Origin of the sequence: Pedobacter sp. N36a (assembly GCF_014472395.1) — a bacterium.
GTDB lineage: Bacteria > Bacteroidota > Bacteroidia > Sphingobacteriales > Sphingobacteriaceae > Pedobacter.
In genome coordinates, this window is sequence record NZ_JACSZW010000003.1 from 224,322 (window position 1) to 246,079 (window position 21,758).

General features: G+C 40.0%; 24 protein-coding genes. 14 read left to right on the plus strand and 10 right to left on the minus strand.

The genetic code is table 11. The features are described 5' to 3' along the window. Positions 1-67: 67 nt before the first annotated feature. From H9X96_RS07365 to H9X96_RS07415, 11 genes are all read left to right on the plus strand, one after another. Entirely contained in the window at positions 68-1,126 is a 1,059-nt protein-coding gene (locus tag H9X96_RS07365) for a heme A synthase (protein ID WP_187665683.1), read from the plus strand. 17 nt (positions 1,127-1,143) lie between these two features. After that, positions 1,144-2,019, plus strand: coding sequence for a heme o synthase (gene cyoE / locus H9X96_RS07370; protein ID WP_187665684.1), 876 nt, complete (start codon positions 1,144-1,146; stop codon positions 2,017-2,019). A gap of 10 nt (positions 2,020-2,029) precedes the next feature. Next, positions 2,030-2,620, plus strand: coding sequence for a cytochrome c oxidase subunit 3 (locus H9X96_RS07375; RefSeq protein ID WP_062550594.1), 591 nt, complete (start codon positions 2,030-2,032; stop codon positions 2,618-2,620). A 30-nt stretch (positions 2,621-2,650) separates the two neighbouring features. After that, positions 2,651-3,358, plus strand: a complete 708-nt coding sequence (locus tag H9X96_RS07380; RefSeq protein WP_062550593.1) for a cytochrome c oxidase subunit 3 — start codon at positions 2,651-2,653, stop codon at positions 3,356-3,358. Between the two features lie 19 nt (positions 3,359-3,377). Continuing rightward, the gene (locus H9X96_RS07385; RefSeq protein WP_187665685.1) at positions 3,378-3,728 is read left to right on the plus strand and encodes a cytochrome C oxidase subunit IV family protein; all 351 of its coding nucleotides are present in this window, start codon (positions 3,378-3,380) and stop codon (positions 3,726-3,728) included. Further along, positions 3,728-4,435, plus strand: a complete 708-nt coding sequence (locus H9X96_RS07390) for an SCO family protein (RefSeq protein ID WP_187665686.1) — start codon at positions 3,728-3,730, stop codon at positions 4,433-4,435. Before H9X96_RS07385 ends, H9X96_RS07390 begins: the two co-directional genes overlap by 1 nt. 22 nt (positions 4,436-4,457) lie before the next feature. Then, positions 4,458-5,027, plus strand: coding sequence for a DUF420 domain-containing protein (locus tag H9X96_RS07395; RefSeq protein WP_187665687.1), 570 nt, complete (start codon positions 4,458-4,460; stop codon positions 5,025-5,027). A 127-nt stretch (positions 5,028-5,154) separates the two neighbouring features. Then, positions 5,155-5,403, plus strand: coding sequence for a hypothetical protein (locus H9X96_RS07400; RefSeq protein WP_187665688.1), 249 nt, complete (start codon positions 5,155-5,157; stop codon positions 5,401-5,403). A gap of 51 nt (positions 5,404-5,454) precedes the next feature. After that, positions 5,455-5,853, plus strand: coding sequence for a DUF983 domain-containing protein (locus H9X96_RS07405; RefSeq protein WP_187665689.1), 399 nt, complete (start codon positions 5,455-5,457; stop codon positions 5,851-5,853). After that, a complete protein-coding gene (locus H9X96_RS07410) occupies positions 5,850-6,509 on the plus strand; it encodes a DUF2461 domain-containing protein (RefSeq protein ID WP_187665690.1) in 660 nt (219 codons plus the stop codon). The genes H9X96_RS07405 and H9X96_RS07410 overlap by 4 nt, the downstream gene beginning before the upstream one ends. 5 nt (positions 6,510-6,514) lie before the next feature. After that, positions 6,515-7,357, plus strand: coding sequence for an OmpA family protein (locus H9X96_RS07415; protein ID WP_187665928.1), 843 nt, complete (start codon positions 6,515-6,517; stop codon positions 7,355-7,357). Positions 7,358-7,442: 85 nt separating this feature from the next. On the opposite strand, the gene rfbC is transcribed toward H9X96_RS07415, so the two are convergent. From rfbC to H9X96_RS07430, 3 genes are read right to left on the minus strand one after another with little or no spacing between them, the layout of a single operon-like run. Continuing rightward, positions 7,443-7,997: a dTDP-4-dehydrorhamnose 3,5-epimerase gene (rfbC, locus tag H9X96_RS07420; protein ID WP_187665691.1), complete on the minus strand. Its 555-nt coding sequence runs from the start codon at positions 7,995-7,997 to the stop codon at positions 7,443-7,445. A gap of 7 nt (positions 7,998-8,004) precedes the next feature. Further along, on the minus strand, positions 8,005-8,307 hold the full coding sequence (locus tag H9X96_RS07425; protein WP_062550586.1) for a DUF4286 family protein: 303 nt from the start codon (positions 8,305-8,307) through the stop codon (positions 8,005-8,007). 16 nt (positions 8,308-8,323) lie between these two features. After that, positions 8,324-10,132, minus strand: coding sequence for a tetratricopeptide repeat protein (locus H9X96_RS07430; protein WP_255431038.1), 1,809 nt, complete (start codon positions 10,130-10,132; stop codon positions 8,324-8,326). A 223-nt stretch (positions 10,133-10,355) separates the two neighbouring features. Here H9X96_RS07430 and H9X96_RS07435 point away from each other — a divergent pair, with 223 nt between their 5' ends. The 3 genes from H9X96_RS07435 to H9X96_RS07445 are packed head-to-tail and all read left to right on the plus strand — an operon-like array spanning position 10,356 to position 14,623. Then, positions 10,356-12,251: a prolyl oligopeptidase family serine peptidase gene (locus H9X96_RS07435; protein ID WP_187665692.1), complete on the plus strand. Its 1,896-nt coding sequence runs from the start codon at positions 10,356-10,358 to the stop codon at positions 12,249-12,251. 10 nt (positions 12,252-12,261) lie between these two features. After that, positions 12,262-13,929 (plus strand): sensor histidine kinase KdpD, encoded by a 1,668-nt coding sequence (locus H9X96_RS07440; RefSeq protein ID WP_187665693.1) that lies wholly within the window; start codon positions 12,262-12,264, stop codon positions 13,927-13,929. Between the two features lie 4 nt (positions 13,930-13,933). Continuing rightward, positions 13,934-14,623, plus strand: coding sequence for a response regulator transcription factor (locus H9X96_RS07445; RefSeq protein ID WP_187665694.1), 690 nt, complete (start codon positions 13,934-13,936; stop codon positions 14,621-14,623). Here the strand turns inward: H9X96_RS07445 and H9X96_RS07450 are convergent. The 7 genes from H9X96_RS07450 to H9X96_RS07480 form a co-directional block, all read right to left on the minus strand. Further along, complete coding sequence (locus tag H9X96_RS07450; RefSeq protein WP_187665695.1) at positions 14,620-15,501, minus strand: hypothetical protein; 882 nt, start codon at positions 15,499-15,501, stop codon at positions 14,620-14,622. The two genes, H9X96_RS07445 and H9X96_RS07450, sit on opposite strands and share 4 nt — an antisense overlap. Positions 15,502-15,520: 19 nt before the next feature. Then, on the minus strand, positions 15,521-16,798 hold the full coding sequence (locus H9X96_RS07455; RefSeq protein WP_187665696.1) for a metallophosphoesterase: 1,278 nt from the start codon (positions 16,796-16,798) through the stop codon (positions 15,521-15,523). A 34-nt stretch (positions 16,799-16,832) separates the two neighbouring features. After that, positions 16,833-18,332: a sigma 54-interacting transcriptional regulator gene (locus tag H9X96_RS07460; protein ID WP_187665697.1), complete on the minus strand. Its 1,500-nt coding sequence runs from the start codon at positions 18,330-18,332 to the stop codon at positions 16,833-16,835. A 42-nt stretch (positions 18,333-18,374) separates the two neighbouring features. Next, positions 18,375-19,472, minus strand: a complete 1,098-nt coding sequence (locus H9X96_RS07465) for a VWA domain-containing protein (protein ID WP_187665698.1) — start codon at positions 19,470-19,472, stop codon at positions 18,375-18,377. A gap of 197 nt (positions 19,473-19,669) precedes the next feature. Further along, positions 19,670-20,551 (minus strand): cupin-like domain-containing protein, encoded by an 882-nt coding sequence (locus H9X96_RS07470; RefSeq protein ID WP_187665699.1) that lies wholly within the window; start codon positions 20,549-20,551, stop codon positions 19,670-19,672. Between the two features lie 31 nt (positions 20,552-20,582). Beyond that, positions 20,583-20,945 carry a cupin-like domain-containing protein gene (locus H9X96_RS07475; protein WP_255431039.1) on the minus strand — a complete coding sequence of 121 codons (363 nt, stop codon included), beginning with the start codon at positions 20,943-20,945 and terminating at the stop codon, positions 20,583-20,585. A gap of 166 nt (positions 20,946-21,111) precedes the next feature. Further along, positions 21,112-21,657, minus strand: coding sequence for a fasciclin domain-containing protein (locus H9X96_RS07480; RefSeq protein WP_187665700.1), 546 nt, complete (start codon positions 21,655-21,657; stop codon positions 21,112-21,114). Between the last annotated feature and the right edge of the window lie 101 nt (positions 21,658-21,758).

Sequence of the window (21,758 nt, forward strand, 5' to 3'; positions counted from 1 at the left end):
AATGGGGTATCTGCAGTAGGTAAATACTTACAACAGATGCCCCGTTTTTTTTAATCTAATACCAACCATGGTTTCTAAAGCTGAAAAGAGATTTATCAAGCTTAACCTTCTCACCATTGTCGTGACCTTATTGCTGATTCTGGCAGGAGGAATCGTACGAAGTACAGGTTCCGGTATGGGTTGTCCGGACTGGCCAAAGTGTTTCGACCAGTATATTCCTCCAACGCATGCTGCACAGTTACCGGCTAATTATAAGGACAAATATGTTGCTGAACGTGTGGCTAAAAACGAACGTTTCGCAAAAACATTAGAGAAGATGGGAAAGGCGCATCTAGCGGATAGTATCCGTCATGATGCTTCTATTTTACAGCCTGAAACTTTTAATGTAGCTAAAACCTGGACGGAGTATTTGAACCGTTTAATGGGGGCCATCACTGGTTTCTTCTTGGTTGGGCTATTGGTTTACTCCTTTACTTATCGTAAAACTGCTACAAGAATACTGATATTGAGTATTCTGAATGTGATCATCGTTGGTTTTCAGGCCTGGTTGGGTTCAATTGTAGTTTCTACGAACCTAATGCCTTGGATTGTGACCGTGCACATGTTATTGGCATTGGTGATTCTTGCAATTTTAGTGTACACTTATAATTATGCCAGACAGCTGCATGAACAGCAAGTAGTGATCATGTCTAACATTACCTGGTTGAAAATATTGACCTTAGCTTCGGTTGCCCTGACTACGCTTCAAGTGGTATTAGGTACAGAGGTAAGGGAAGCGATCGATGCAATTTCAAAAGCCATGATGTACAATGATCGGGCAAGCTGGGTTGGAAAAGTAGGAGAGGTTTTCTCGTATCACAGAGATGTGGCCATTTTAGTTTTGATCCTGAATGTTGTGATTTATAAAATCGTAAAGGATAAGTTGAATGGTAAAGCTACCGCGCTGTTAGTTGGTAATGGAATTGCCATAGTTTTAATTATTCAGATTGTTACGGGCTTATTATTGTCTAACTTTGCGCTGCCTCCATATGCGCAGGCATTACACATTCTGTTTTCTACTGCATTATTCACTTTACAGTATTACCTGTATTTGCTGGTGTATAGAACAGAGACTTACCATCAATAGTATTAATAATTTATAAATTGAAACAGTTTTTAGCAGATTTTTCTAAGCTTATTAAATTCAGACTAACTTTTCTGGTTGTATTTTCCGCATCAGTTACTTTCTTAATTGGCTCTAAAGTGCCTATAGATGGCGTGAGTCCGGATATCAACTGGACCAATTGGTTGATCCTGATTGTGGGTGGTTTTTTGGTTACTTCTGCTGCCAATTGCTTCAATGAAGTGATTGAAGTAGATTTGGATAAACTAATGACTCGTACTAAAGACCGTCCGATGCCTGCAGGTCACATGACTACAGGACAGGGTTTGGTTTCTGGTTTGGTGATGGGATTGATCGGAACCTGGTTATTGGGTAAACTAAATATCGAGACCGGTTTACTTTCCGTATTTTCTATTTTTTTATATGCCTTTGCTTACACTCCTTTAAAAAGGAAAAGTCCAATTGCGGTATTTGTAGGTGCTATTCCTGGCGCATTACCTCCGTTAATTGGTTACGTAGCAGCACATGGTAGGATTGATCAGATTGCGGTGATCTTGTTCTTAATTCAATTTGTTTGGCAGTTTCCACACTTCTGGGCCATTGCCTGGGTATTGGACGACGATTATAAGAAAGCAGGATTTAGATTGTTACCTTCGACTAAAAGGGACAAAACAAGTGCTTTTATGACGTTTTTAAGTACACTAATCCTAATCCCTGTAAGCTTAATGCCTACGTTTTATGGTTTTGGTGGTTATTATATTGCAGGAGTATCTATCCTCGGCGGGCTGGTTTTTGCAGCGCTGGCGTTTAAAATGTGGATGAATCTGGATTTGGTCAGTGCGAGGAAGGTCATGTTTTGCTCTTTCTTTTATCTACCCATCGTTCAGTTGGTTTTATTATTTGATTTTATAGCTTAATAATTTAAATATGGTACATACGTTAAAAGAGCAGGATGTAAAATATGAAGAGGTAGTCAACTCAAAGCCTAAGAAGTTTATTCTTTGGTTGTTTGTAGTGTCTTCCACGATCATGTTTGGAGGCTTTACGAGTTTTTACATCGTATTTGCAGCATCAAAAGGTAAAGGACATGGATTAGTACTTCCAGATGCCTTTATGTACAGCACATTGATTCTAATCGGAAGCAGCATCTGTCTGTTTCTTGCTGCCAAAGCATTGAAGGCCGGAAATATCGGCTCGGAAAAAATTCTTCTTTGGGGAACTATGGCATTAGCATTGGTTTTTGCTTATCTTCAGGTAGACGCATGGAGCACCTTGTATCAAACAGGAGCAACATTAGTGAACAATAATGCAGCGATATCTTTAATTTATATCGTTTCTGGATTTCACTTATTGCACATTTTTGGTGGGCTTTGTTTCATATTGAATTGTATATTCGGTGCTTACGGTGGGATATCACTGCCTAGAGCGAAATATAGAATGGAAATTGCCTCTATATTTTGGCATTTTATAGATATATTATGGATATATCTGTATGTTTTTTTACTTTTGAACAGTTAGATTTGTTAACAAACTATTACAATTTATAAAATGAATTCATTATCACAATTAGATCAGGTAAAAACTACTCCTTGGAGCGGAGGTCGCTCGCCGTGGTCGGTAGAGTACGGTAAATTAATGATGTGGTTTTTCTTGCTATCTGATGCATTCACATTCTCGTCATTATTGATTTATTATGGAGCGCAGCGTTTCACTAAGTTAACCTGGCCAGATCCGGATTTGGTTTTCCAATCGATCCCTGGTATTGTAGATACAGGCGCGCCATTAGTGTTCGTAGGTATCATGACTTTTATTCTGATCATGAGTTCTGTAACCATGGTATTGGCTGTAGAAGCTGGTCACAGACGTTCTAAGAAAGAAGTAGTATGGTGGATGGTTGCTACAATCATTGGTGGTTTCATGTTCTTAGGCTGTCAGGCTTTAGAGTGGACACACTTATTCCATGAAGGATTTGGATGGGGTAAAATTCCTCCGATGGAAACACTTCACCACCTGTTTAACGGAGAGGTTTCTACCGTTTCTGCTTTACAGTTTTCAAATCTATTCTTCACGATCACAGGATTCCACGGATTTCACGTATTTACTGGAGTATTGATCAATATTATCATCTTGGTTATGACCATCAATGGTACGTTCGAAAAACGCGGACATTACCTAATGGTAGAGAAAGTTGGTTTATACTGGCACTTTGTGGATTTAGTATGGGTATTTGTATTTACATTCTTCTATTTAGTTTAATCATTCAATAAAAAATATTATGTCAGATCACGCACATAGCACAGAGCAGGGACACGGAGAGCACGAAGGCTTAACCAAGAAAAAAATATGGCAGGTATTTGGTATTCTATTACTGATCACAGTAATTGAATTCTTTATCGCCCTTTGGGTATTGCCACATGGTTACATGAGCCATGGTGTAGGTAACTTCTTCTACATCGCGCTTACTTTAGTGAAAGCATTTTATATTGTAGCTTACTTCATGCACTTAAAGTATGAGAAGCTGGGACTACAATTAGCATTAACCGTATCGTTTATTTTTATTTTCTATTTTACAACACTAATGCTAATTGAAGGCGGATATCTGCATCTTCATATGCCCCTTGTTTAATGAGTAGTTCACAAATAAAAAAAATATTAATCCTGGTCACCATTTTAGCGGTACCAGGATTTTTGTATTATTTACTACAGGAAAAAGGAAAGAACAGGTATAGACCGCTTCCCATTTTTGGTAAGAAAGAAGTAGCCTCTACCTTTCATTCTGTAAAGGGGAAACAAATTCCTGACACGATTTATTACCAGGTTCCCGACTTTAAGCTGGTCAATCAAAATGCGGACAGCATCACCTGGAAAAACTACGAAGGAAAGATATTGGTGTTAAATGTATTTTATACCAACGAAAATCCTGGAAAAGTAAGTTTTGCGAATAAAGCGATGAAAGCTTTTGAAGCAACATATAATGGCAATAAGACGGTGAACTTTGTTGGTTTAACCATAGACCCTGTAAGGGATACTCCGGAGCTATTGGCGAAATATGCACAGACATTAGGCGCACTGCCTGGGAAATGGGATTTGCTAACCGGCGACAGTACCGCAGTTTACAGACTGGTGAATCAAGGTTTATCTATCGATGCACATCAGGAATTCGAAAGTGGAAACCGTAAATTTATATACAGTAATATGTTTGTCTTGCTGGATCCTCAGCGCCGCATTCGCGGTTATTACCCAGCAAGTAGTCAGGAAGCACTCTCCCAGTTGAATGATGAGATCAAAGTATTGATCACAGAAGAATTAAGAAACAATAACGACGGAAGGTAAACCTTTCGAAATACCATTTAAGATGAATAATGATAAGTTTTTTCTAAGACTAATTTGGATAGTGACTGCAGTGGTACTAGCCGTTGTAATTGCTTTGAAACTAGTTCCACCACCCAGCAATAAACCTGCTTTCATTTATTTACTGCCTCATATTATTGGAGGAATCAATGCAGTTTGTTCAGTTTTACTGATCATATCCTTGATCTTCATTAAAAAGGGAAATATTTCAGCGCATAAAATTACAAATATCATCACCTTTATCTTGTCGGCGATATTTTTGATATTTTATATTCTGTTCCATTTGTATGAAAAGGATACCAAATTTGGTGATCTTGACCATAACGGTATCTTATCTGCAGCAGAACTGGCAGCAGTGGGCAGTACAAGGTATGTCTATTTCTTCATCTTAGCTACGCATATCATCCTTGCAGTAGTGGTATTGCCTTTAATCCTGGTTAGTTTTTACAGAGGATTAACGATGCAGGTGGAGCTCCATAGAAAGATCGTTCGCTGGGCTTATCCGGTATGGCTATATGTAGCCGTAACGGGTGTGATTGTGTATCTGATGATCTCTCCTTATTATAATTTCTAATTTTAGATCTTTCATTAAGAAACAAGATACTGAGGTCGGTGGATTTAAATTCACCGACTTTTTTTATGTGATATTTTTTACAATAGTAATTGCCTTATTCCTAGCGTTCTTTCTCTATATTTGCAGGATGAAAAAGATAGTTTTTATCTTCCTTTTTATGGTCACTTTGTTGATCTCTAATGTTCCTGTTGCTCATGCACAATGTGCCATGTGTACTGTGAGTGCAGAACAAAGTGTGAAAAATGGAAATACACAAGGGAATGGCCTGAACTCAGGAATTCTTTACCTTTTGTCAATTCCCTATTTGTTAATTACTGGAATGGGCATCCTTTGGTATGTGAAGTTCCGTAAGAAAAACACTGAAGGAGTCGCCTAACATTTTAGCCTGCCATTCCCGCTCATCGCCTGTTGCGATTTACTGAACTCTATGAAGAAAACATCAAAATTGTATGCAGTTGTGCATGGTAAATGCCCTCAATGTCGCAGAGGCGATATCTTTACAGGAAGTCTGTATGGATTTAATATTCAGCATACCAATACCAATTGTAGTCATTGTGGTTTCCGATTTGAGATTGAACCCGGTTACTTTTATGCCGCCATGTATGTCAGCTATGCGATGAATTGCGCCGAAATGATCAGTTTAGGCGTGGCTGCTTATATATTGTCTGGAGGTTGGCTGGAATATGAATCTTTCTGGATGTACATTACGGTCATCTTTACGGGCTGTTTAATATTAGCACCTTTCAATTATCGCTACTCTAGAGTGATGTTATTACATTTCTTATCGCCTAAAATAAAATACAAACTCGCATACGATACACCATGATTAAACCTGAAACATTCGCTTTTATCACCGATGTAGCCCGGAATAACAATCGGGAATGGTTTGCTGAACACAAAGCAAGATATGAAAACGCAAAGGAAGAGGTACTGGCTTTTGTAGATCAGCTGATCCCTGTGCTCGCAGGAATAGATCCAGATTTTTCCATAGATACCCCTGCAAAGAAATGTTTGTTGCGTATTTATAGGGATGTTCGCTTCAGTAAAAATAAAGATCCTTATAAAAATAACTTTGGTATTTCTTTTAATATCAAAGGAGGTATTCAGGGCCCTGGATATTATCTCCACCTTCAGCCGGGGGAATGCTTTTTAGGTGCAGGCTTTTGGATGCCTGAAGCACCTGTACTGAAAAAAATAAGAGAAGAAATTGACTATAATACCTCGGAGTTTTTAGATATTGTTCATGCTAAAAGTTTTAAAAGTACGTTTAAGCTGAGTACAGAAGATACTTTGAAAAATGCACCCAAAGGATATGAGCAAGATCATCCGCAGATAGAGTTCTTAAAGCTGAAAAGCTTTGTGGCGGTTTATCCGTTATCGGATGAGGCCTTTCTAAAACCTGGGATTGTAGATCAATTGAAAACAGCTTTTGAAGGCGTATATCCGTTTATATTATTTTTGAGAAATGCCGTAGTGCAATAATTATGATGAAAAGAATTGCTTTGTTTGTATTTGTTGGACTGTTTGCTTCTGCATTCAGTGCCTGTGTAGTTTTATCACCGAAGAAGTATAAGGCCTTATTGGCAAAACAAGATTCCCTGAGTACTGGTTTAGACCAATCTCAATTGAAAAATGAATATCTGGAAGATTTGATCGCCAGGTTAAAAAAGGATACCACCGGGCTTAGTGCGTCATTAAATGACTTGAGAGGAAAGTATTCCGAAATTGACAATAGCTACGCCAAGTTAAAGGATCACAGCTCTACAGAGATCAATAAGCTGTCTCAGGACCTTAAAAAACGTGAGCAGCGTTTAAAAGAAGTAGAAGAGATTCTACGTAAACGTGACGAGGCAACGAATCAACTGAAAGAGAAATTGCAGGAAGCTTTATTGGGCTTTACAAAAAGCGGCTTGACGGTAGAGATTAAGAACGGAAAAGTATACGTTTCTCTAATGGATAAGTTATTGTTTCCTTCCGGCAGTATCATCATTGATGAGAAAGGAAAACAGGCATTAACGCAGTTAGCAACAGTATTAAAAGAGCAGCCGGAGATTAATATTGCAGTAGAGGGCCATACCGATACGCAAAAGATCAGCAACCTTGGCCAGATCAAAGACAACTGGGATTTGAGTGTGCTCAGATCTACTTCAGTAGTAAGATACCTGACTGACATCGCTAAAGTGGAAGGCGTAAGAATGACGGCTACTGGAAAAGGAGAATTTCAGCCATTGGCGGTCAACAGTACCCCAGATGGAAGAAGTAAAAACAGAAGGATAGAAATTGTACTTTCTCCTAAATTGGATGAGTTGTACAACCTGATTAAACAATAATATAGGTTTTCCTAAACAGAAAGGCCGTTATGATGATCATCATAACGGCCTTTCTGTTTAAATATCGTACGGTTTAAAGCTGTTTTTAAAACGGGCTGCTGAAGTCTTTGAATCCTGGCAGCACCAAATCTTTATCTGAAAGTAAAAGATCTTCCAATGGAATGTCTTTACTCCACTTGATGTTTAAGTCGGCATCATTCCAGATGACCCCTATTTCCGATTCCTTATCGTAGTAATTACTTACTTTATAAGTAAAAATTGTTTGATCTTCCAGTGTTAAGAAGCCATGTAGAAAGCCTGGTGGTACCCAAAGTTGTCTATGGTTCTCTCCACTTAGCTCAATGGTAAAATGCTGTCCATAAGTAGGAGAATCTTTTCTGATGTCTACTGCAACGTCCAGTACTTTCCCTTGGATTACTCTAACCAGCTTTCCTTGTGCGAAAGGAGCTTTTTGCGCGTGCAATCCACGTAAAGTACCTTTCTGAGAGAAAGATTGATTGTCCTGAACGAAGTTGACATTCACGCCAGCTTCTGAAAGGGTTTTTGCATTGAAACTTTCATAGAAATAGCCACGGTTGTCTTTCCAGACTTTCGGCTCTATGATAAGAAGATCAGCAATAGGGGTTTCTAAAATATTCATATGATGATTAATCGATGATTTCCATTACGGTTTGAAAAGCAACCAGTTGATTTTCGAAGTTTGCGGTCACTTCTGCTTGCAGAGCAGGGGCAAAGTTTTCCTGATAATCCTGGTAGGCACTCATGTCCTCTATCGCATATTGTGCGCAATAAGTAACGCCTTCATTTGGAGAGTCAACTACTTTAAGTAAACGATAGGAGGCAAATTTTCCAGTGGCCATTACACTTGGAATGTGTGATTCCTGCATCCATTGCAACCAGCGATCTGCGGCTGCATCTTCAATTATTGAGGTAACATTGTATACTAACATCTTGCAAAGATAGGAACTATGTACCAATAATATCTCCGCGAAGTTTCCTAAAACGCTTGCGTGCCTCGGTAGTGTACATACTGCCTGGATAATCGTTGATCAGCTTCTGGTATACGGCTTTAGCTTGCTCCGGATCTTTCAGATTGTTTTCATAGAGATTGCCAAGCGTAAACAGGGCGTCATCGGCCCAGATACTGGTGCTATGTTTCTCGCCGAGTATTTTCAGTGCGGTGATGGCATTGCTGATGTCATTGTTCTTGATCCATATTTTTGATTTAGCCATCAGGATATCGTCGGCTAAGCTATTGTTTGGAAAGGCAATATCGATGCTATCTAATTTTACAATCGCACTTGAGGAAAGATTTCTAAACTGCAGCATCTCTGCATCGGCATACATTTTTAAGGCACTGCTATCTGCTGGCGACTGTAAATTGTCGGAAATCAGCAGACTGAGGTTGAGGGCATCATTTGCAATGAGCTGTGAAGTGGATGCTTTAAGAATATCTGCCTGTGATTTCGCATAAGCAAAATTACCCTGATAGAAGGATAATCTGGCAGAACGGTACCGTGCTTCATTGCCAATGGCCTGGTTTTCGAATTGTTTGGCCACCTGTTCATAGATCAGAATAGCTTCCCAGGGTTGTTTAGTTAGAATGTACAGGTCTCCAAGATCCAGCTTTAACTGTCCAAGGTCAGAGCTAGACAAACCTGGAATTTTAATCGCCTCTTCTAATGCTTTTTCTGCAGTATCCAGCTGATTCAGGTAATAAGCCTGCAGGTTTACCCATTTTTTCAGGGCAAAAATAGTTTGAGGCGTTTTGCCATATTCCTCAAGAATCGCCTGATAAGCTCCTGCGAGTTCTGTAATCGCATTCTTCTCATATTTTCCTCCAATCAGCAGCTCATATCGGGTATTGATCAGCTCCACTTTTGCAGGAAGGTAATACTCATTTTCTTTTCCCTTCGAAACCAGGTATTCATAAGCTTTGATGGCGACTGGATAAGCCTGATTGCTGAGGAAAGTGTTTGCAGCCTGGTATAGAATTCCGCCATCATCTTTAATTCGCTTATCCTGGGCAATCAGCTGCCTTAAGGCCATATCATACTCCTGCTGCTGCAGGTATTGCCAGATTAATAATTTGGTATAGATTTCCGTCTGCGGTTCTTTCTGGATTTTCTTTAACAATGCTGTTTGTAAGAGTTGATAGTCCTTGCTGTCCTCGAATATCGTGGAGAAAACGCTTTCTGCCTGGGTTAGGAGCTGAGGCATTTCAGGCAGGGCATCCAGGTATTCCTGAATGAGCATTTGTTTGTCTTTTTTATAACGATATATGCTCAGCAGTTCAAAAGTGAAGGGCTTATTGCTTTTTAAGAGTTTCCTTCCTTGCAGGAAAGTGGTAATGGCAAGGTCATAAGCCTGGAAGTTATAAAATTGAGTGGCAATTTCCCTGATTTTGAATTCATCCGCAGGGAGGTTACTGAGCGCTTCCATATATTGTTTATTGGCTTCCTGGTTTTGTCCTTTCTCTTGAAGTAATCGGCCAACTGCAATGCTGTAGACCAGGTTTTTTGGGTTTTGCTTCAGCGATTTTTTGACTAATTTCTCTGCCTCGTCAAATTTCTTAACCTTTAATAGGCTGCTAAAATATAACTCAAAATAGGTTTCATTATTGGTTTTATTGTAGAGCTTTTCGAAGAGTACGGAAGCCTCCTGAAACTGCCCTTGCTGATAGTATTGATAAGCCATGGCATCGTCCATGTGGTCTTGTGCAAAACAAAAGATCTGGAACAGGAAAAAGGTAAAGACTAAAACGAGTTTCTTCATTGGGCTTCACAAAACATGAAGCTAAAATAACGATTTAAAGACGAATTTAGCGTGTCTTATGACAAGATTAATACCTCGGGGTATTTTAAATGTTACGGATTTATATTTTCATAGCCCAAAAAAGTATTTATATTCATCAGCTCTGGAAATGTAACAGTAACAATATTGGTGTATATCTGCTATAGACTGGTTGCGTTCCGTAGCTTTGTTAGCGATTAATAATATGATGAGATATAAAAGATACTTTTTCCTGTTTTTAATATCTCTAGCTTTTGCTTGTCGGCCAAAGGAGGGAGGCGAACGGACCATTCCCCTGGATGACTTTTTTAAATCACAGGAGAGGATGACCTATCGGGTGTCTCCGGATGGATTAAATCTTTCCTATTTGAAGATGGAAGGGAAGAGTTTAAACCTTTATATAGAAGATATCGCCTCTGGAAAAGTCAGTAAAATTACTCGTTTGGAGGATAAAAACATTATTTTCTACTTTTGGCTAAGCAATAATGAGCTGATTTATTATAAAGAAGTGGATGCTGCAAAACGGCGTTCGGATATCTTCATTATCAATAAAGAGGGTGCAAATGAGCGTCAGCTGAGCAGTAATGAAAAGAGTAGAATGCGGGTGATCGAAGATCAGCTAATCGATGATAAATACCTGTTGATTTCTTCCAATAAAAGAGACTCTACAGTTTTTGATGTTTACCGTCTAAATGTACGGAATGGCGGAATGGAGATGGTGGCAAAAAATCCTGGAAATATTACCGACTGGCGTACGGATTCTGAAGGTAAATTGAGGCTGGCAGTGAGTACCGATGGTGCCAATACCACCATGCTGTATCGTGCACAGGAAGGTCAGGCTTTTAAGCCCATTATGACCAATAATTTCACCACCACATTTATGCCTGTTGCTTTTAAGCATGATCGGCCGAATATTATTTATGCGATTTCTAGCGTGAACAGAGATAAAAGTGCCTTGGTAGAAGTGGATTGTAATACCGGAAAAGAGCTTAAAGTTCTTTTTGGAAATGATTCACTCAACATCACCGATGCACAATATTCCAGAAAAAAACAGCAGCTGTCTTTTGTGATCTATGAAACCTGGAAAAAGGAAAAGCATTACATGGATAACACCATAAAGGCACTTTACAAAGATCTTGATCAGCTTTTACCCAAAACGGAGACTCGAATTTTAGACCGTGATCAGGCCGAAAATGTATTCGTACTGCGCACCTTTACCGATAGAAATCCGGGATCTTATTACCTGTATTTTGCAGACCAGCGTAAACTTAAAAAACTGAGCGATTTTAATCCTGCAATTCAGCAGGAGGAGATGAGCGAGATGAAACCTGTTAGTTTTCAATCAAGAGATAGCCTGACTATTAACGGTTATCTGACCCTACCGCTTCATGTGAAGCCTCAACACCTACCAGTAGTGGTATTGCCTCATGATGGGCCTGTAGAGCGCAATCTATGGGGGTACAACGCGGAAGTACAGTTTTTAGTCAACAGAGGCTATGCTGTATTTCAGGTCAACTACCGTGGCTCATCAGGCTATGGAAAAAAATTCATGACCGCCGGATTTAAGCAATGGGGAGGAAAGATTCAAGAAGATATTAATGACGGTGTAAAATGGCTGATCAAAAAAAACATAGCAGATCCTAAAAGAATAGGGATCTATGGTGCGGGATTTGGTGGCAATATTGCACTAAACAGCGCTTATTTGAATCCTGGAATGTATGCTTGTGCTGCTTCAAATTCTGGGGTGATCAACTTATTTACTTATTTAAAATCTATTCCGCCTTTCTTAAAGAATAGCCTGCAAATGTATTATGATATTGTGGGAGACCCCTTAACGGATGCAGATCAGATGCGCAAAGCTTCGCCTTTATTTCAGACGGATAAGATTAATACCCCTGTATTTATCTCCCAGAATGTAAAAGACCCAAATGCGAATGCTGCAGAGACTTTACAATTTGTGAAAAACCTCAAGAAGAGAAACGTAAATGTGACTTATCTGGAGAACGAAGGTATTGTATTTCCGACCAAAAATTTGGAAAGCAGGCATCAGTTTTATACTGCTCTCGAACAATTTTTAGAAATAAACCTTAAAAACAGGTAAATTCGGATCAATGATCGCAGAGAAAAAAACAGGCTATCGTAAGAACTTTTCCTTAATCCTTACTTTCATCATACTGATGTCTGTATTGTTTACCTTGTCATTGTATCTCGCTTACAACTTCAGTAAGAAATTCATTGAAAGTGAATTTGTGTCCGAAAAAGTGAATGTACTGGAGCAAACGATTAAGCCTTACAACGATTTCTTTCAGAAAAAACTTCCGGAAGTTTCCTATTATAACGGCTACCTGGACTCTGCTACTGCATCCAATTTTGTAGATACAGTATTACAGGAATACCCTTTCGTATCCAGGGTGGTCTTCTATGATTCTGAAGTAAAAAACACACCTGTTAATGATGGACTGAATACCGGTAAATTCTCCTTTGGACCTAAAGATATTTATCAATTCGGGCCGCTCATCCCAGAAGACTCTATTCTGCTTTTCTCCAGGGCGAATACCCGTAATTTCATTGTTGGTGATGATTTTAATGCCCTGGCATTGAAATTGGCCTCTTATATCGAAAGTCTGGATACCAATAAAGTGGCGAGTCAGGACGAATTGTTTAGTAACTTCAGCAATGTACGTTCCAATAAAATCACCTACCTGAACATTCCAAGAACAGAAGATTTGAAGATGTATAAGCGAATGCTGAGGGCTAAATTAGATCCACAGCCAATATATCAGCAAGATATGCTGTCCTTTCATCTGGACCCTTATAAGCTTAAAATCATCAATTCCAGACCGCTCTTATATCAGTACATAAAGATTCAGCCCTCCACCTACGATCCTTTGGATACCTCCGAAACTTATCTCAGTACGGAGATTACACTTCCAGGCGCTTTTTCAGACTATAAACTGTATTTCCTTTCTTCAAAATCATTTGTAGACCGTGAAATCCGGAGTTACTTCCTGCCCATTGCTGCCGCCATCCTCGTGTTTTACGGTATCGTAGTACTGGTTGCATTTTTAATTTACAGGAACCTGAATATCAATCAGCGAATGTTCAAATTGCAATACGATTTTGTGAATAACCTTACGCATGAGTTTAAAACACCCGTCAGTGTTATAAAAATAGCCGGAAATAACATTAAAAGTGCCACTTCACTCAGCGATAGAGAACTAAAGCTTTATGGCAAAATACTGGACGAAGAAGCCGATAAACTGAATGGATTAATGAATAAATTATTAGCCTTCACGCAAATTGAAAATAAGGCAATTCAGCTCAATCAAGATGAAATCTACATTGAAGATTTTATTGAAAGCACCGTAGAATCACATCGATTGAAACATCCTGATTTTGATTTTACCTATGAGGTGAGCGGATTTACCACTTTTGTGACAGATCCGGTGCTTTTAGGCAGCCTTTTTGATAACCTTGCAGAAAATGCGTATAAATACTCTCCGCCAGAGCGGAAAAAGCTGCACATCAGTGCCCGGTTAATCAAAGGCCGTGTGGTGATCAGGTTTACGGATCATGGAATTGGCATTCCTTCCTCCGAAATTAATAATATCTTTAAGAAGTTTTTCCGCATTCAAAACCAGTACAACCAAAATGGAAGTGTTGGCCTCGGATTGGCTTTCTGTAAAGAAGTGGTTAACTTTATGAAAGGTGAGATTACGGTGAAAAGCAGGGTGAATAAAGGAACAGAATTTAAAATTGTACTACCATATAACGATTAGAAATATGTCTAAGGGAATTAAAATATTAATAGTTGAAGATGATGAGAACCTCAGGTTTTTAGTGGTCCACCGTTTAAAAGCGGAAGGATATGATGTTCTGGAGGCTGGTGATGGGGAAATTGCAGAGAAAACAATCATGACTGAAAAGCCGGATATTGTTTTACTGGATTGGATGTTACCTGGTAAACAAGGTTCTGAGGTTTGCGAAGAAGTTCGTAAACAGGGGTTTGAAAACCTGATCATCATGATGACTGCAAAAGCGCAGGACGTAGATAAGATCGACGCGTATAATTTCGGTGTTTCCGACTATGTGACGAAGCCTTTCAACATGGATGTATTGGTGGCTATGTTAGATAATAAAGTGAAATTCTTATTGAACAACGACCGCTCAGAGATCCATCGTTTTGGAAATATGGAACATCATCCTAACATCCATACCTTATTCAGGAATGAAAAGAAAATAGAGCTGACCATTTTAGAAAACAGAATCCTGCTATATTTCCTGAGAAATCCTAATAAAGTGATCAATCGCGATGAGCTGATGCTGGTAGTTTGGGGCTATAATTCTGATGTAAATACCAGAACCCTGGATATGCACATTGTGCGGTTGCGCAAAAAGATAGAGCTGAATCCGGATAACCCTCAATTGTTACAAACCGTAAGAGGAGTAGGTTATCGTTTTAATCCTGCCTAAAAAAATAAATGAAGCAGTACCAGTAACAGGTACTGCAATAACATCATTCCATCTAAATACAAGAAATAATAGTATTCATTTCTTTCGGGATTTGATTTATAGATCAACCAACCTGTTAACCCGATGGTAATTGTCAGCAAAATTACCTCCAGGTTGACAGTTTGCTGGAGTAAAATCAGTAACACCAGATACCCGCCCAGTAAAAACTGAGAAAATAGAAAAGCCTTTTTATCGCCTAATAGGGCAGGAATCGTTTTTAAGGCAATAATTTTATGCTGAAATAGGTCTCTCACATCAAAAGGGATGGTGATGGCTGCAATAAATAGGAAGCGCATGGCAACCAATAGCAGGGTTTCACCGGTAGAGATATTGAGCAGTTGGTTATGTTCAGTTTCTACGATCGGAAGGAGCACACAGCTAATTGACCAGATCAATGCCACCAAAAATAGCTTGATCAAAGGAATATTCTTCAAGCCTATTTTCTGTCCATTCAGCGTTAAAAATGGAATATTATAACTAATGGCCAATACGCCGGTAAACAGCATTAATAATTTTCCTTCAATACTCAAATACAGCAATCCTAAGGGGATCAGGCACAGACCGGAGATCAATAACATGGATATAATTAACCGATGGTGCGAAAAGATCCAGCGAACCCTCATCAATGTAGCATTTGCAGGATCTTTTGGTACAGAAAGCAGCATGCTGAAATTATAGAGCCCCAATGTTCCAAAGAAGATAATGGCCAAGATATATTTATCGGGAGGAACGTGCAGCAAATAATAAGTAACCAGACCTTGAGCAACCGCACAGATGGCGATAAACAAATTGCTGAACAGCAAAAAATCAAGGCTGGAAAACAGTATTTTTTTTACCATATCCGAAAATGGGAATTAGCTAAGCACGTTTCAACTCAAATATCGTGATTTCTGGTAAAATTCCAACCCTTCCAGGATAACCCAGGAAGCCATATCCCACATTTACATAAAGTTGCTGTTGCTTTTCCTGGTACAAACCTGCCCATTCATTGTAAATATACTGCACCGGACTCCATTGGAAATCTTCCGTTCTTACACCGAATTGCATTCCATGGGTATGGCCGCTAAACATGGCATCGATCTGTGGGTATTTAGGCAATACTTCTGCCCTCCAATGCGAAGGATCATGTGACAATAACAGTTTAACAGGAAGGTCGTCTGTGTCTTTTGTCGCCAGATCCATTCTTCCATATTTAGGGAATCTTCCGGTTCCCCAGTTTTCGATGCCCAGAATCCCAATCTCTTCCCCATTTACTTTCAGGCGTCTATGCTCATTCATTAGCAAGTCCCAGCCCATCCGCTCATGCGTTTTGATCACCTCCTGTAAATTCTTCGTTTTGATCGCTGAAGGTTCCTTTCCAAAGCGATACTCCCCATAATCATGGTTTCCTAAAACAGAGTACACGCCTAAAGGCGCTTTCACTTTTTTAAAGATATCCTGGTAATCGCGCATTTCGGTAGCCAAATCGTTGACCAGATCTCCGGTAAAAAAGATGACATCTGGTTTTTCTGCCAGGAGCATCTGCACACCACCCAGAACAGCTCTGGGGTTATAAAAACTTCCAGAGTGGACGTCCGATATCTGTCCTAATTTCATGCCTTCAAAGGAAGCTGGAAGATTAGGGAGGACTAACGTCTTACGGATTACCTGATAATCATAAGCACCTCTGGCAATTCCCCAGCTTAGAGATGTCAGTGGAATGGCAGCAGTCACCAGCCCGGCTTTGACTAGAAAAGAAGAACGGCTGATTGGCTCTCCCGGTGTCACTTGCGTAATGGTTTCCGGAAGTACCGGATCTATGACTGGCCCGGTTTTCGACTTAGAAGACTGGGAAAGCCGAATGATAAACCTCCTGAAATCGTCTATCACCAGGAAAGGAAGTAAGACCAGCTTACAAGCTACAGTTAAGAAATAAGCTACCAGAATCACTGATTTAAGGCTCAGGAACAGGTTCGCGTAGAAGGTGCTGAAAACACCAACCAGCAATATAAAGGTATAGCCCCACCAAAGAATGGTAAACAGCTTCCGGGTTCCTGGTTTCCATTTTTTGAAAACACTCAGAATCGCCCGAAAGCAGTAGTAGTCGAACGCTAACAGCAGTACTGATAAAAATATAAAGACGGGTAATCGGCCCATTTGGCGTAATTATAAAAATGAAAGTTAAAAAAGCTTATCTGAAGTCCATATCATCTTCATCCTCCTCATCCGGACTGGTATTAAACAGGCTATCGAACATATCAGAGAATCCAAATCCACTTTGCAGGTATTTCTTGTTCAGCTGTGAGTATTCTGCCAAACCATGCAGCACAAATTCCATCATCAGCAAGGTTTGATTGGCGCTTAATTTCGGGTGGAATTGTTTCACCAATTCGCTTAATCCATCCACTTGCATCAATTCCTTTTTGTATTTAGCTAGAGTCAGCTGATCGGAAATATCTAAGGTATTTCCTTCTGTAAACCACTCTGTAACGCGGAAATATGGGTTCGCAGACTTGCTTTTTTTCGCTTTCTCTGGATCTGGGAAGTAGCGATTAAACAAGGATTTAATGGCTTTTCCGATCAAAGTATGGGCTACTTTTGCCGGGCCTTCCAACTCACCTTCATAAACCAACTCAATTTTTCCGGTAATGGCTGGGGTAATCCCCGTTAAATCCGACAACCGTACAAAAGTGTTTTTCTCTTTATTGAGGAGCATTCTCCTTTCGGCAGTGCTGATCAGGTTTTCATAAGCAGAGATCGTTAACCTTGCAGAAACACCAGATTTCTGATCGATAAACTCGCTTTGTCTGGCCTCAAAAGCAACTTGTTCTACCAGGTCTTTTGCCAGACCATCCACTTCTATTGTTTCTTTTTGTGCTGGGGTTATTTTGGCTTCCTGAGCGGTAATCTCCCTGGAAATGGCAATAGTTTTCGGGTAATGGGTTAAAATCTGACTTTCAATACGATCTTTTAAAGGCGTCACGATGGAACCTCTATTGGTATAATCTTCTGGGTTGGCAGTAAATACAAACTGTACATCCAGTGGCAGTCTTAATTTAAAGCCTCGGATTTGGATGTCTTTTTCCTGCAGCATATTGAATAAGGCCACCTGAATCCTCGCTTGTAAATCAGGAAGCTCATTGATGACAAATATACTGCGGTGTGCCCTTGGGATCAATCCGAAGTGAATCACCCTTTCATCATTGTAGGTCAATTTCAAAGTAGCGGCTTTGATCGGATCCACATCCCCGATGAGATCGGCAACAGTCACGTCTGGTGTCGCCAGTTTTTCCGTGTAGCGTTCGCTGCGGTGCTGCCAGCTAATAGGGGTATCATCCCCATGAATACTAATCTCATGTTTTGCATACCATGAAATCGGTTGAAGCGGATCATCAAAAATCTCACTTCCTGCGACGTAAGGAATATATTCGTCCAGTAAGTTGACCATTAATCTCGCAATTCTGGTTTTCGCCTGGCCTCTTAAACCCAATAGCAAAATATTATGTCTGGATAAGATGGCCGTTTGAAGTTCCGGCATAACGGTTTCGTCATAGCCTAAAATTCCTTCAAAACCGGCTTCATTACTTTGAAGCTGAGTGATCAGGTTTTTACGGAGCTCATCTTTTACGGCAAGCGACTTATAATTGGAGGCCTTCAATTGGCCAAGGGTTTTTATAGTGATGTGATCCATGTGATGTTTGTGGTATGATATTTTTTTGTGGAGCAGTTGCTGCTATCGAACTGTTTTTCTTCTGTTTTTAATATAATCTTCAAAGATGTATTCGCCTAATCCATTCAGCGAGCTATAGAACGCCCTTCCGCCGTTAATTTGGGTAAATTCCCTGACAAACTGCTGCAGATATGGATCCTGCGCAATCATAAAGGTAGTAATCGGGATGTTTAGGCGCTTACATTGTGCGGCCATATTCAATGTCTTGTTGACTACCTTTCTGTCCAGACCCATACTGTTTTTATAATAAGTGCCATTTTCCTTCAAACAAGTGGGTTTACCATCGGTGATCATGAAAATCTGCTTATTATGTGTTTTCCGGCGCCTTAGAAGATCTGCTGCGAGTTCCAATCCGGCAAAAGTATTGGTATGGTAAGGGCCAACCTGTAAATAGGGCAGGTCTTTGATGGTGATTGGCCAGGCATCATTGCCGAACACGACAATGTCCAGCGTATCTTTCGGATACCGGGTTCTGATCAGTTCTGCAAGGGCCATAGCCACCTTTTTTGCGGGCGTAATTCTATCCTCTCCATAAAGGATCATGGAATGAGAAATGTCGATCATCAGCACGGTGGAAGTCAGGGTTTTATAGTCCTTTTCTTCTACCTCCAGATCCCGCTCGGTCAGTGTGAAATTGCCGATACCATGGTTAATCTGTGCATTGTGGATAGAGGCGGTCATGTCAATCTGATCCAACGGATCGCCAAAACTGTATTCCCTTCTATCGGCGTTTTTCTCTTCGCCAATTCCAGAAATATTGGTGTTGTGATTTCCACGACCTGCTTTTTTAAGCTTGCCGAAAATCTCCTCCAATGCCGACTGACGAATCGTTTGCTCCGTCTTGGCGGTAATGCTCCTCTCACCATTTGCTGGATTCTCCTTGATGTAGCCTTTTTCTTTAAGGTCATCAATAAAGTTACCCATCCCATAATCGTTATTGGTGAACTTGTATTTTTTGTCCAGCTCATTCATCCAGGCCAATGTTTCTCCTGCGTCACCGGCAGTATAATTGAGCAGCTGAGTGAAGAGCTTCAGCAATTCATCGAAACCACCTTTCGGTAAGTCATCTGGCTGGAAATTAGAAAAATGGAAACCTCTCATATATTCGTTATAAACGGAATATCTAAGGTAAAAGTTTGAAAAGGGAGTAATGTTATCCAGTTGTAAAAATACCCGGGCAGGAAAAGGGTTCGGATGGGTAGCCAAGAAGGTCTGGAAGCCATACTTTAGCGGATGATTATCGGGAATTTAAATCAGGGTATGAAATTTAGGAATACCCTGATTTAAATGATTTTTGACTATTTTGGAGAGCCGTTTGCAAGCGCACGTTCTGCTCTTTTTATCGCAACTTTTTCTCTATATTTTGCATAAGGAGCTTTAAATGCCATTTTTAGCACACTATCCAGTCCGCCTTTAATCGCTAAATTAAATACACTCTGTGCTTTTCTGGTGATAGAGGCATCCCATGCTCTTAAACTTAAGGAGAAAGATCCGTCCAGATATTTCATCCAGTGCCACATCCCGGTAGGCATAAATAAAGTGTCGCCATGTTCCAGGAATACTTCATAACCTTCCACACCTTTTAAAGCTGGGAATTTTTCGAAATCAGGGTTTGCCACATCATAATCCTCTAAAGCATAAGTGGCATTAGGGATACAGTATAACCTTTTCTTCCATTTGTTGTCAAACAAAATGATGTGTTTTCTTCCACCAAAATGGGTGTGGAAAAGGTGAGGTAAATCAATGTCGTAATGTAAGAAAGTAACCGAGTTTGAGCCACCAAAAAACATAGCGGGCATACTTTCAATGAAGCCACCCATCAGGTCTTTCGGTAATACGATGTCTTTAATCAAGCTCGGTACATGCTTAAACAGGTTAAAGAAAAATATGCGAAGTTCAGTAGGTTCTCTTTTGATCAGGTCCAGGTAATCGCCAAAACGCATTTCTGCTACAGAGGCATTGATGGGCTTTGAGGGATCAGCCTTAGAGTTGTCCATCAAGCTGACATTCAGGTCGCCGGCGATTTCTTTTAAATATTCAGTCGTCCATTTCTCTCTGGCTGGCCATGATTTAGTCAATCCCTTTATAATTAAAGGACGCCTCGGATCTAAATAATTCTTTTTGAAATCCTCAGGACTAATGTTCTCAACGGTATCTACCGGCTTCAGTATAAAGCTCATAATTATCAAGGTTAAAGGACAAAAGTGTAAATTAAAATCTAAATTTATCCATCTGGGAATAATTATTTTTGTCGCTGATCAAGACTGTGCTTTTAATCAGGTCTACATAATCTGCAAATTTCATCTCTGCCGCCGGAGCATTAATCGGCTTCGAAGGATCTGCTTTGGAACTGTCGTAGAGCGGCACAGTTTTGTCGCCAACAACAGTTTTCATGTAGTCAAGGTTCCATTTTTCATGAGCAGGCCAGTTTTTAGACCTATTTTTTAGGATGAGCGGGCGACGAGCGCGTAGATAGTTTTGCTCAAAATCTTCTTTTGCGATGTCCTGGACAAGGTCAATTGGAGTAAGTTTGAACTTCATCTGTAATGCTTCGTGTATTTCGTAGGTAAACATAATAGAATGGGAAAAGTTGAATAGTGAAGGTTCAGAGGGGGCCTGAGGAGTTGGCGCATAGCTTATAGCGCATAAAAAACAGGCAGCTCAATTTGAACTGCCTGTTAAAGCCTTATTTTTCAATAACATTCTTTTCTCTTTCCTTCCGGCTTTTCTTTTAATATTTTTAATTCGGCATTAAAACGGTATCAACAACGTGGATTACGCCATTTTTCTGCATCACATTAGCGATGGTTACAGTAGACATGCCCCCTTTTTCATCTTTCAATACCAATTTATTTCCTTCCATCCATGCCCATAGTTTTCCACCGCTGACGGTAGTCAATTCTGCTTTGCCATTTCCGGCTTTAATGGCTTTTGCGATATCCGCGGCAGACATTTTTCCAGCAACTACATGGTAAGTCAGGATTTTGGTTAACATGGCTTTGTTTTCTGGTTTTAGCAACGTTTCTACAGTTCCGGCTGGAAGTTTTTCAAATGCCTCATTCGTAGGTGCAAATACTGTGAATGGCCCTGCTGATTTTAAGGTTTCTACCAGTCCCGCTGCTTTTACAGCTGCAACTAGTGTAGTATGGTCTTTAGAATTTACAGCATTATCAACAATGTCTTTATTGGCATACATCGCTGCGCCACCAACCATTGGATTTTTCTGAGCTTGTGTTGTGAATGCCATAGCTACTAGGGCAATTACGGTAAAGAATGTTTTTTTCATGATAGTAGTTTTGTATGGGCAGATACGAGGAAATGTTCGGGTCGGTTTTTGTTATATTTAAAAAAGCATTAATCTTTTTTCTATTCTGCTGGTCATAAGTA

What these genes read in the sequence shown, in the direction of transcription:
- H9X96_RS07365 (WP_187665683.1), top strand. Translation starts at nt 68, where the DNA reads ATGGTTTCTAAAGCTGAAAAGAGATTTATCAAGCTTAACCTTCTCACC.
- H9X96_RS07375 (WP_062550594.1), top strand. Translation starts at nt 2,030, where the DNA reads ATGGTACATACGTTAAAAGAGCAGGATGTAAAATATGAAGAGGTAGTC.
- H9X96_RS07380 (WP_062550593.1), top strand. Translation starts at nt 2,651, where the DNA reads ATGAATTCATTATCACAATTAGATCAGGTAAAAACTACTCCTTGGAGC.
- H9X96_RS07385 (WP_187665685.1), top strand. Translation starts at nt 3,378, where the DNA reads ATGTCAGATCACGCACATAGCACAGAGCAGGGACACGGAGAGCACGAA.
- H9X96_RS07390 (WP_187665686.1), top strand. Translation starts at nt 3,728, where the DNA reads ATGAGTAGTTCACAAATAAAAAAAATATTAATCCTGGTCACCATTTTA.
- H9X96_RS07395 (WP_187665687.1), top strand. Translation starts at nt 4,458, where the DNA reads ATGAATAATGATAAGTTTTTTCTAAGACTAATTTGGATAGTGACTGCA.
- H9X96_RS07400 (WP_187665688.1), top strand. Translation starts at nt 5,155, where the DNA reads ATGAAAAAGATAGTTTTTATCTTCCTTTTTATGGTCACTTTGTTGATC.
- H9X96_RS07405 (WP_187665689.1), top strand. Translation starts at nt 5,455, where the DNA reads ATGAAGAAAACATCAAAATTGTATGCAGTTGTGCATGGTAAATGCCCT.
- H9X96_RS07410 (WP_187665690.1), top strand. Translation starts at nt 5,850, where the DNA reads ATGATTAAACCTGAAACATTCGCTTTTATCACCGATGTAGCCCGGAAT.
- H9X96_RS07415 (WP_187665928.1), top strand. Translation starts at nt 6,515, where the DNA reads ATGAAAAGAATTGCTTTGTTTGTATTTGTTGGACTGTTTGCTTCTGCA.
- rfbC (WP_187665691.1), bottom strand. Translation starts at nt 7,997, where the DNA reads ATGAATATTTTAGAAACCCCTATTGCTGATCTTCTTATCATAGAGCCG.
- H9X96_RS07425 (WP_062550586.1), bottom strand. Translation starts at nt 8,307, where the DNA reads ATGTTAGTATACAATGTTACCTCAATAATTGAAGATGCAGCCGCAGAT.
- H9X96_RS07430 (WP_255431038.1), bottom strand. Translation starts at nt 10,132, where the DNA reads ATGAAGAAACTCGTTTTAGTCTTTACCTTTTTCCTGTTCCAGATCTTT.
- H9X96_RS07435 (WP_187665692.1), top strand. Translation starts at nt 10,356, where the DNA reads ATGATGAGATATAAAAGATACTTTTTCCTGTTTTTAATATCTCTAGCT.
- H9X96_RS07440 (WP_187665693.1), top strand. Translation starts at nt 12,262, where the DNA reads ATGATCGCAGAGAAAAAAACAGGCTATCGTAAGAACTTTTCCTTAATC.
- H9X96_RS07445 (WP_187665694.1), top strand. Translation starts at nt 13,934, where the DNA reads ATGTCTAAGGGAATTAAAATATTAATAGTTGAAGATGATGAGAACCTC.
- H9X96_RS07450 (WP_187665695.1), bottom strand. Translation starts at nt 15,501, where the DNA reads ATGGTAAAAAAAATACTGTTTTCCAGCCTTGATTTTTTGCTGTTCAGC.
- H9X96_RS07455 (WP_187665696.1), bottom strand. Translation starts at nt 16,798, where the DNA reads ATGGGCCGATTACCCGTCTTTATATTTTTATCAGTACTGCTGTTAGCG.
- H9X96_RS07460 (WP_187665697.1), bottom strand. Translation starts at nt 18,332, where the DNA reads ATGGATCACATCACTATAAAAACCCTTGGCCAATTGAAGGCCTCCAAT.
- H9X96_RS07465 (WP_187665698.1), bottom strand. Translation starts at nt 19,472, where the DNA reads ATGAGAGGTTTCCATTTTTCTAATTTCCAGCCAGATGACTTACCGAAA.
- H9X96_RS07470 (WP_187665699.1), bottom strand. Translation starts at nt 20,551, where the DNA reads ATGAGCTTTATACTGAAGCCGGTAGATACCGTTGAGAACATTAGTCCT.
- H9X96_RS07475 (WP_255431039.1), bottom strand. Translation starts at nt 20,945, where the DNA reads ATGTTTACCTACGAAATACACGAAGCATTACAGATGAAGTTCAAACTT.
- H9X96_RS07480 (WP_187665700.1), bottom strand. Translation starts at nt 21,657, where the DNA reads ATGAAAAAAACATTCTTTACCGTAATTGCCCTAGTAGCTATGGCATTC.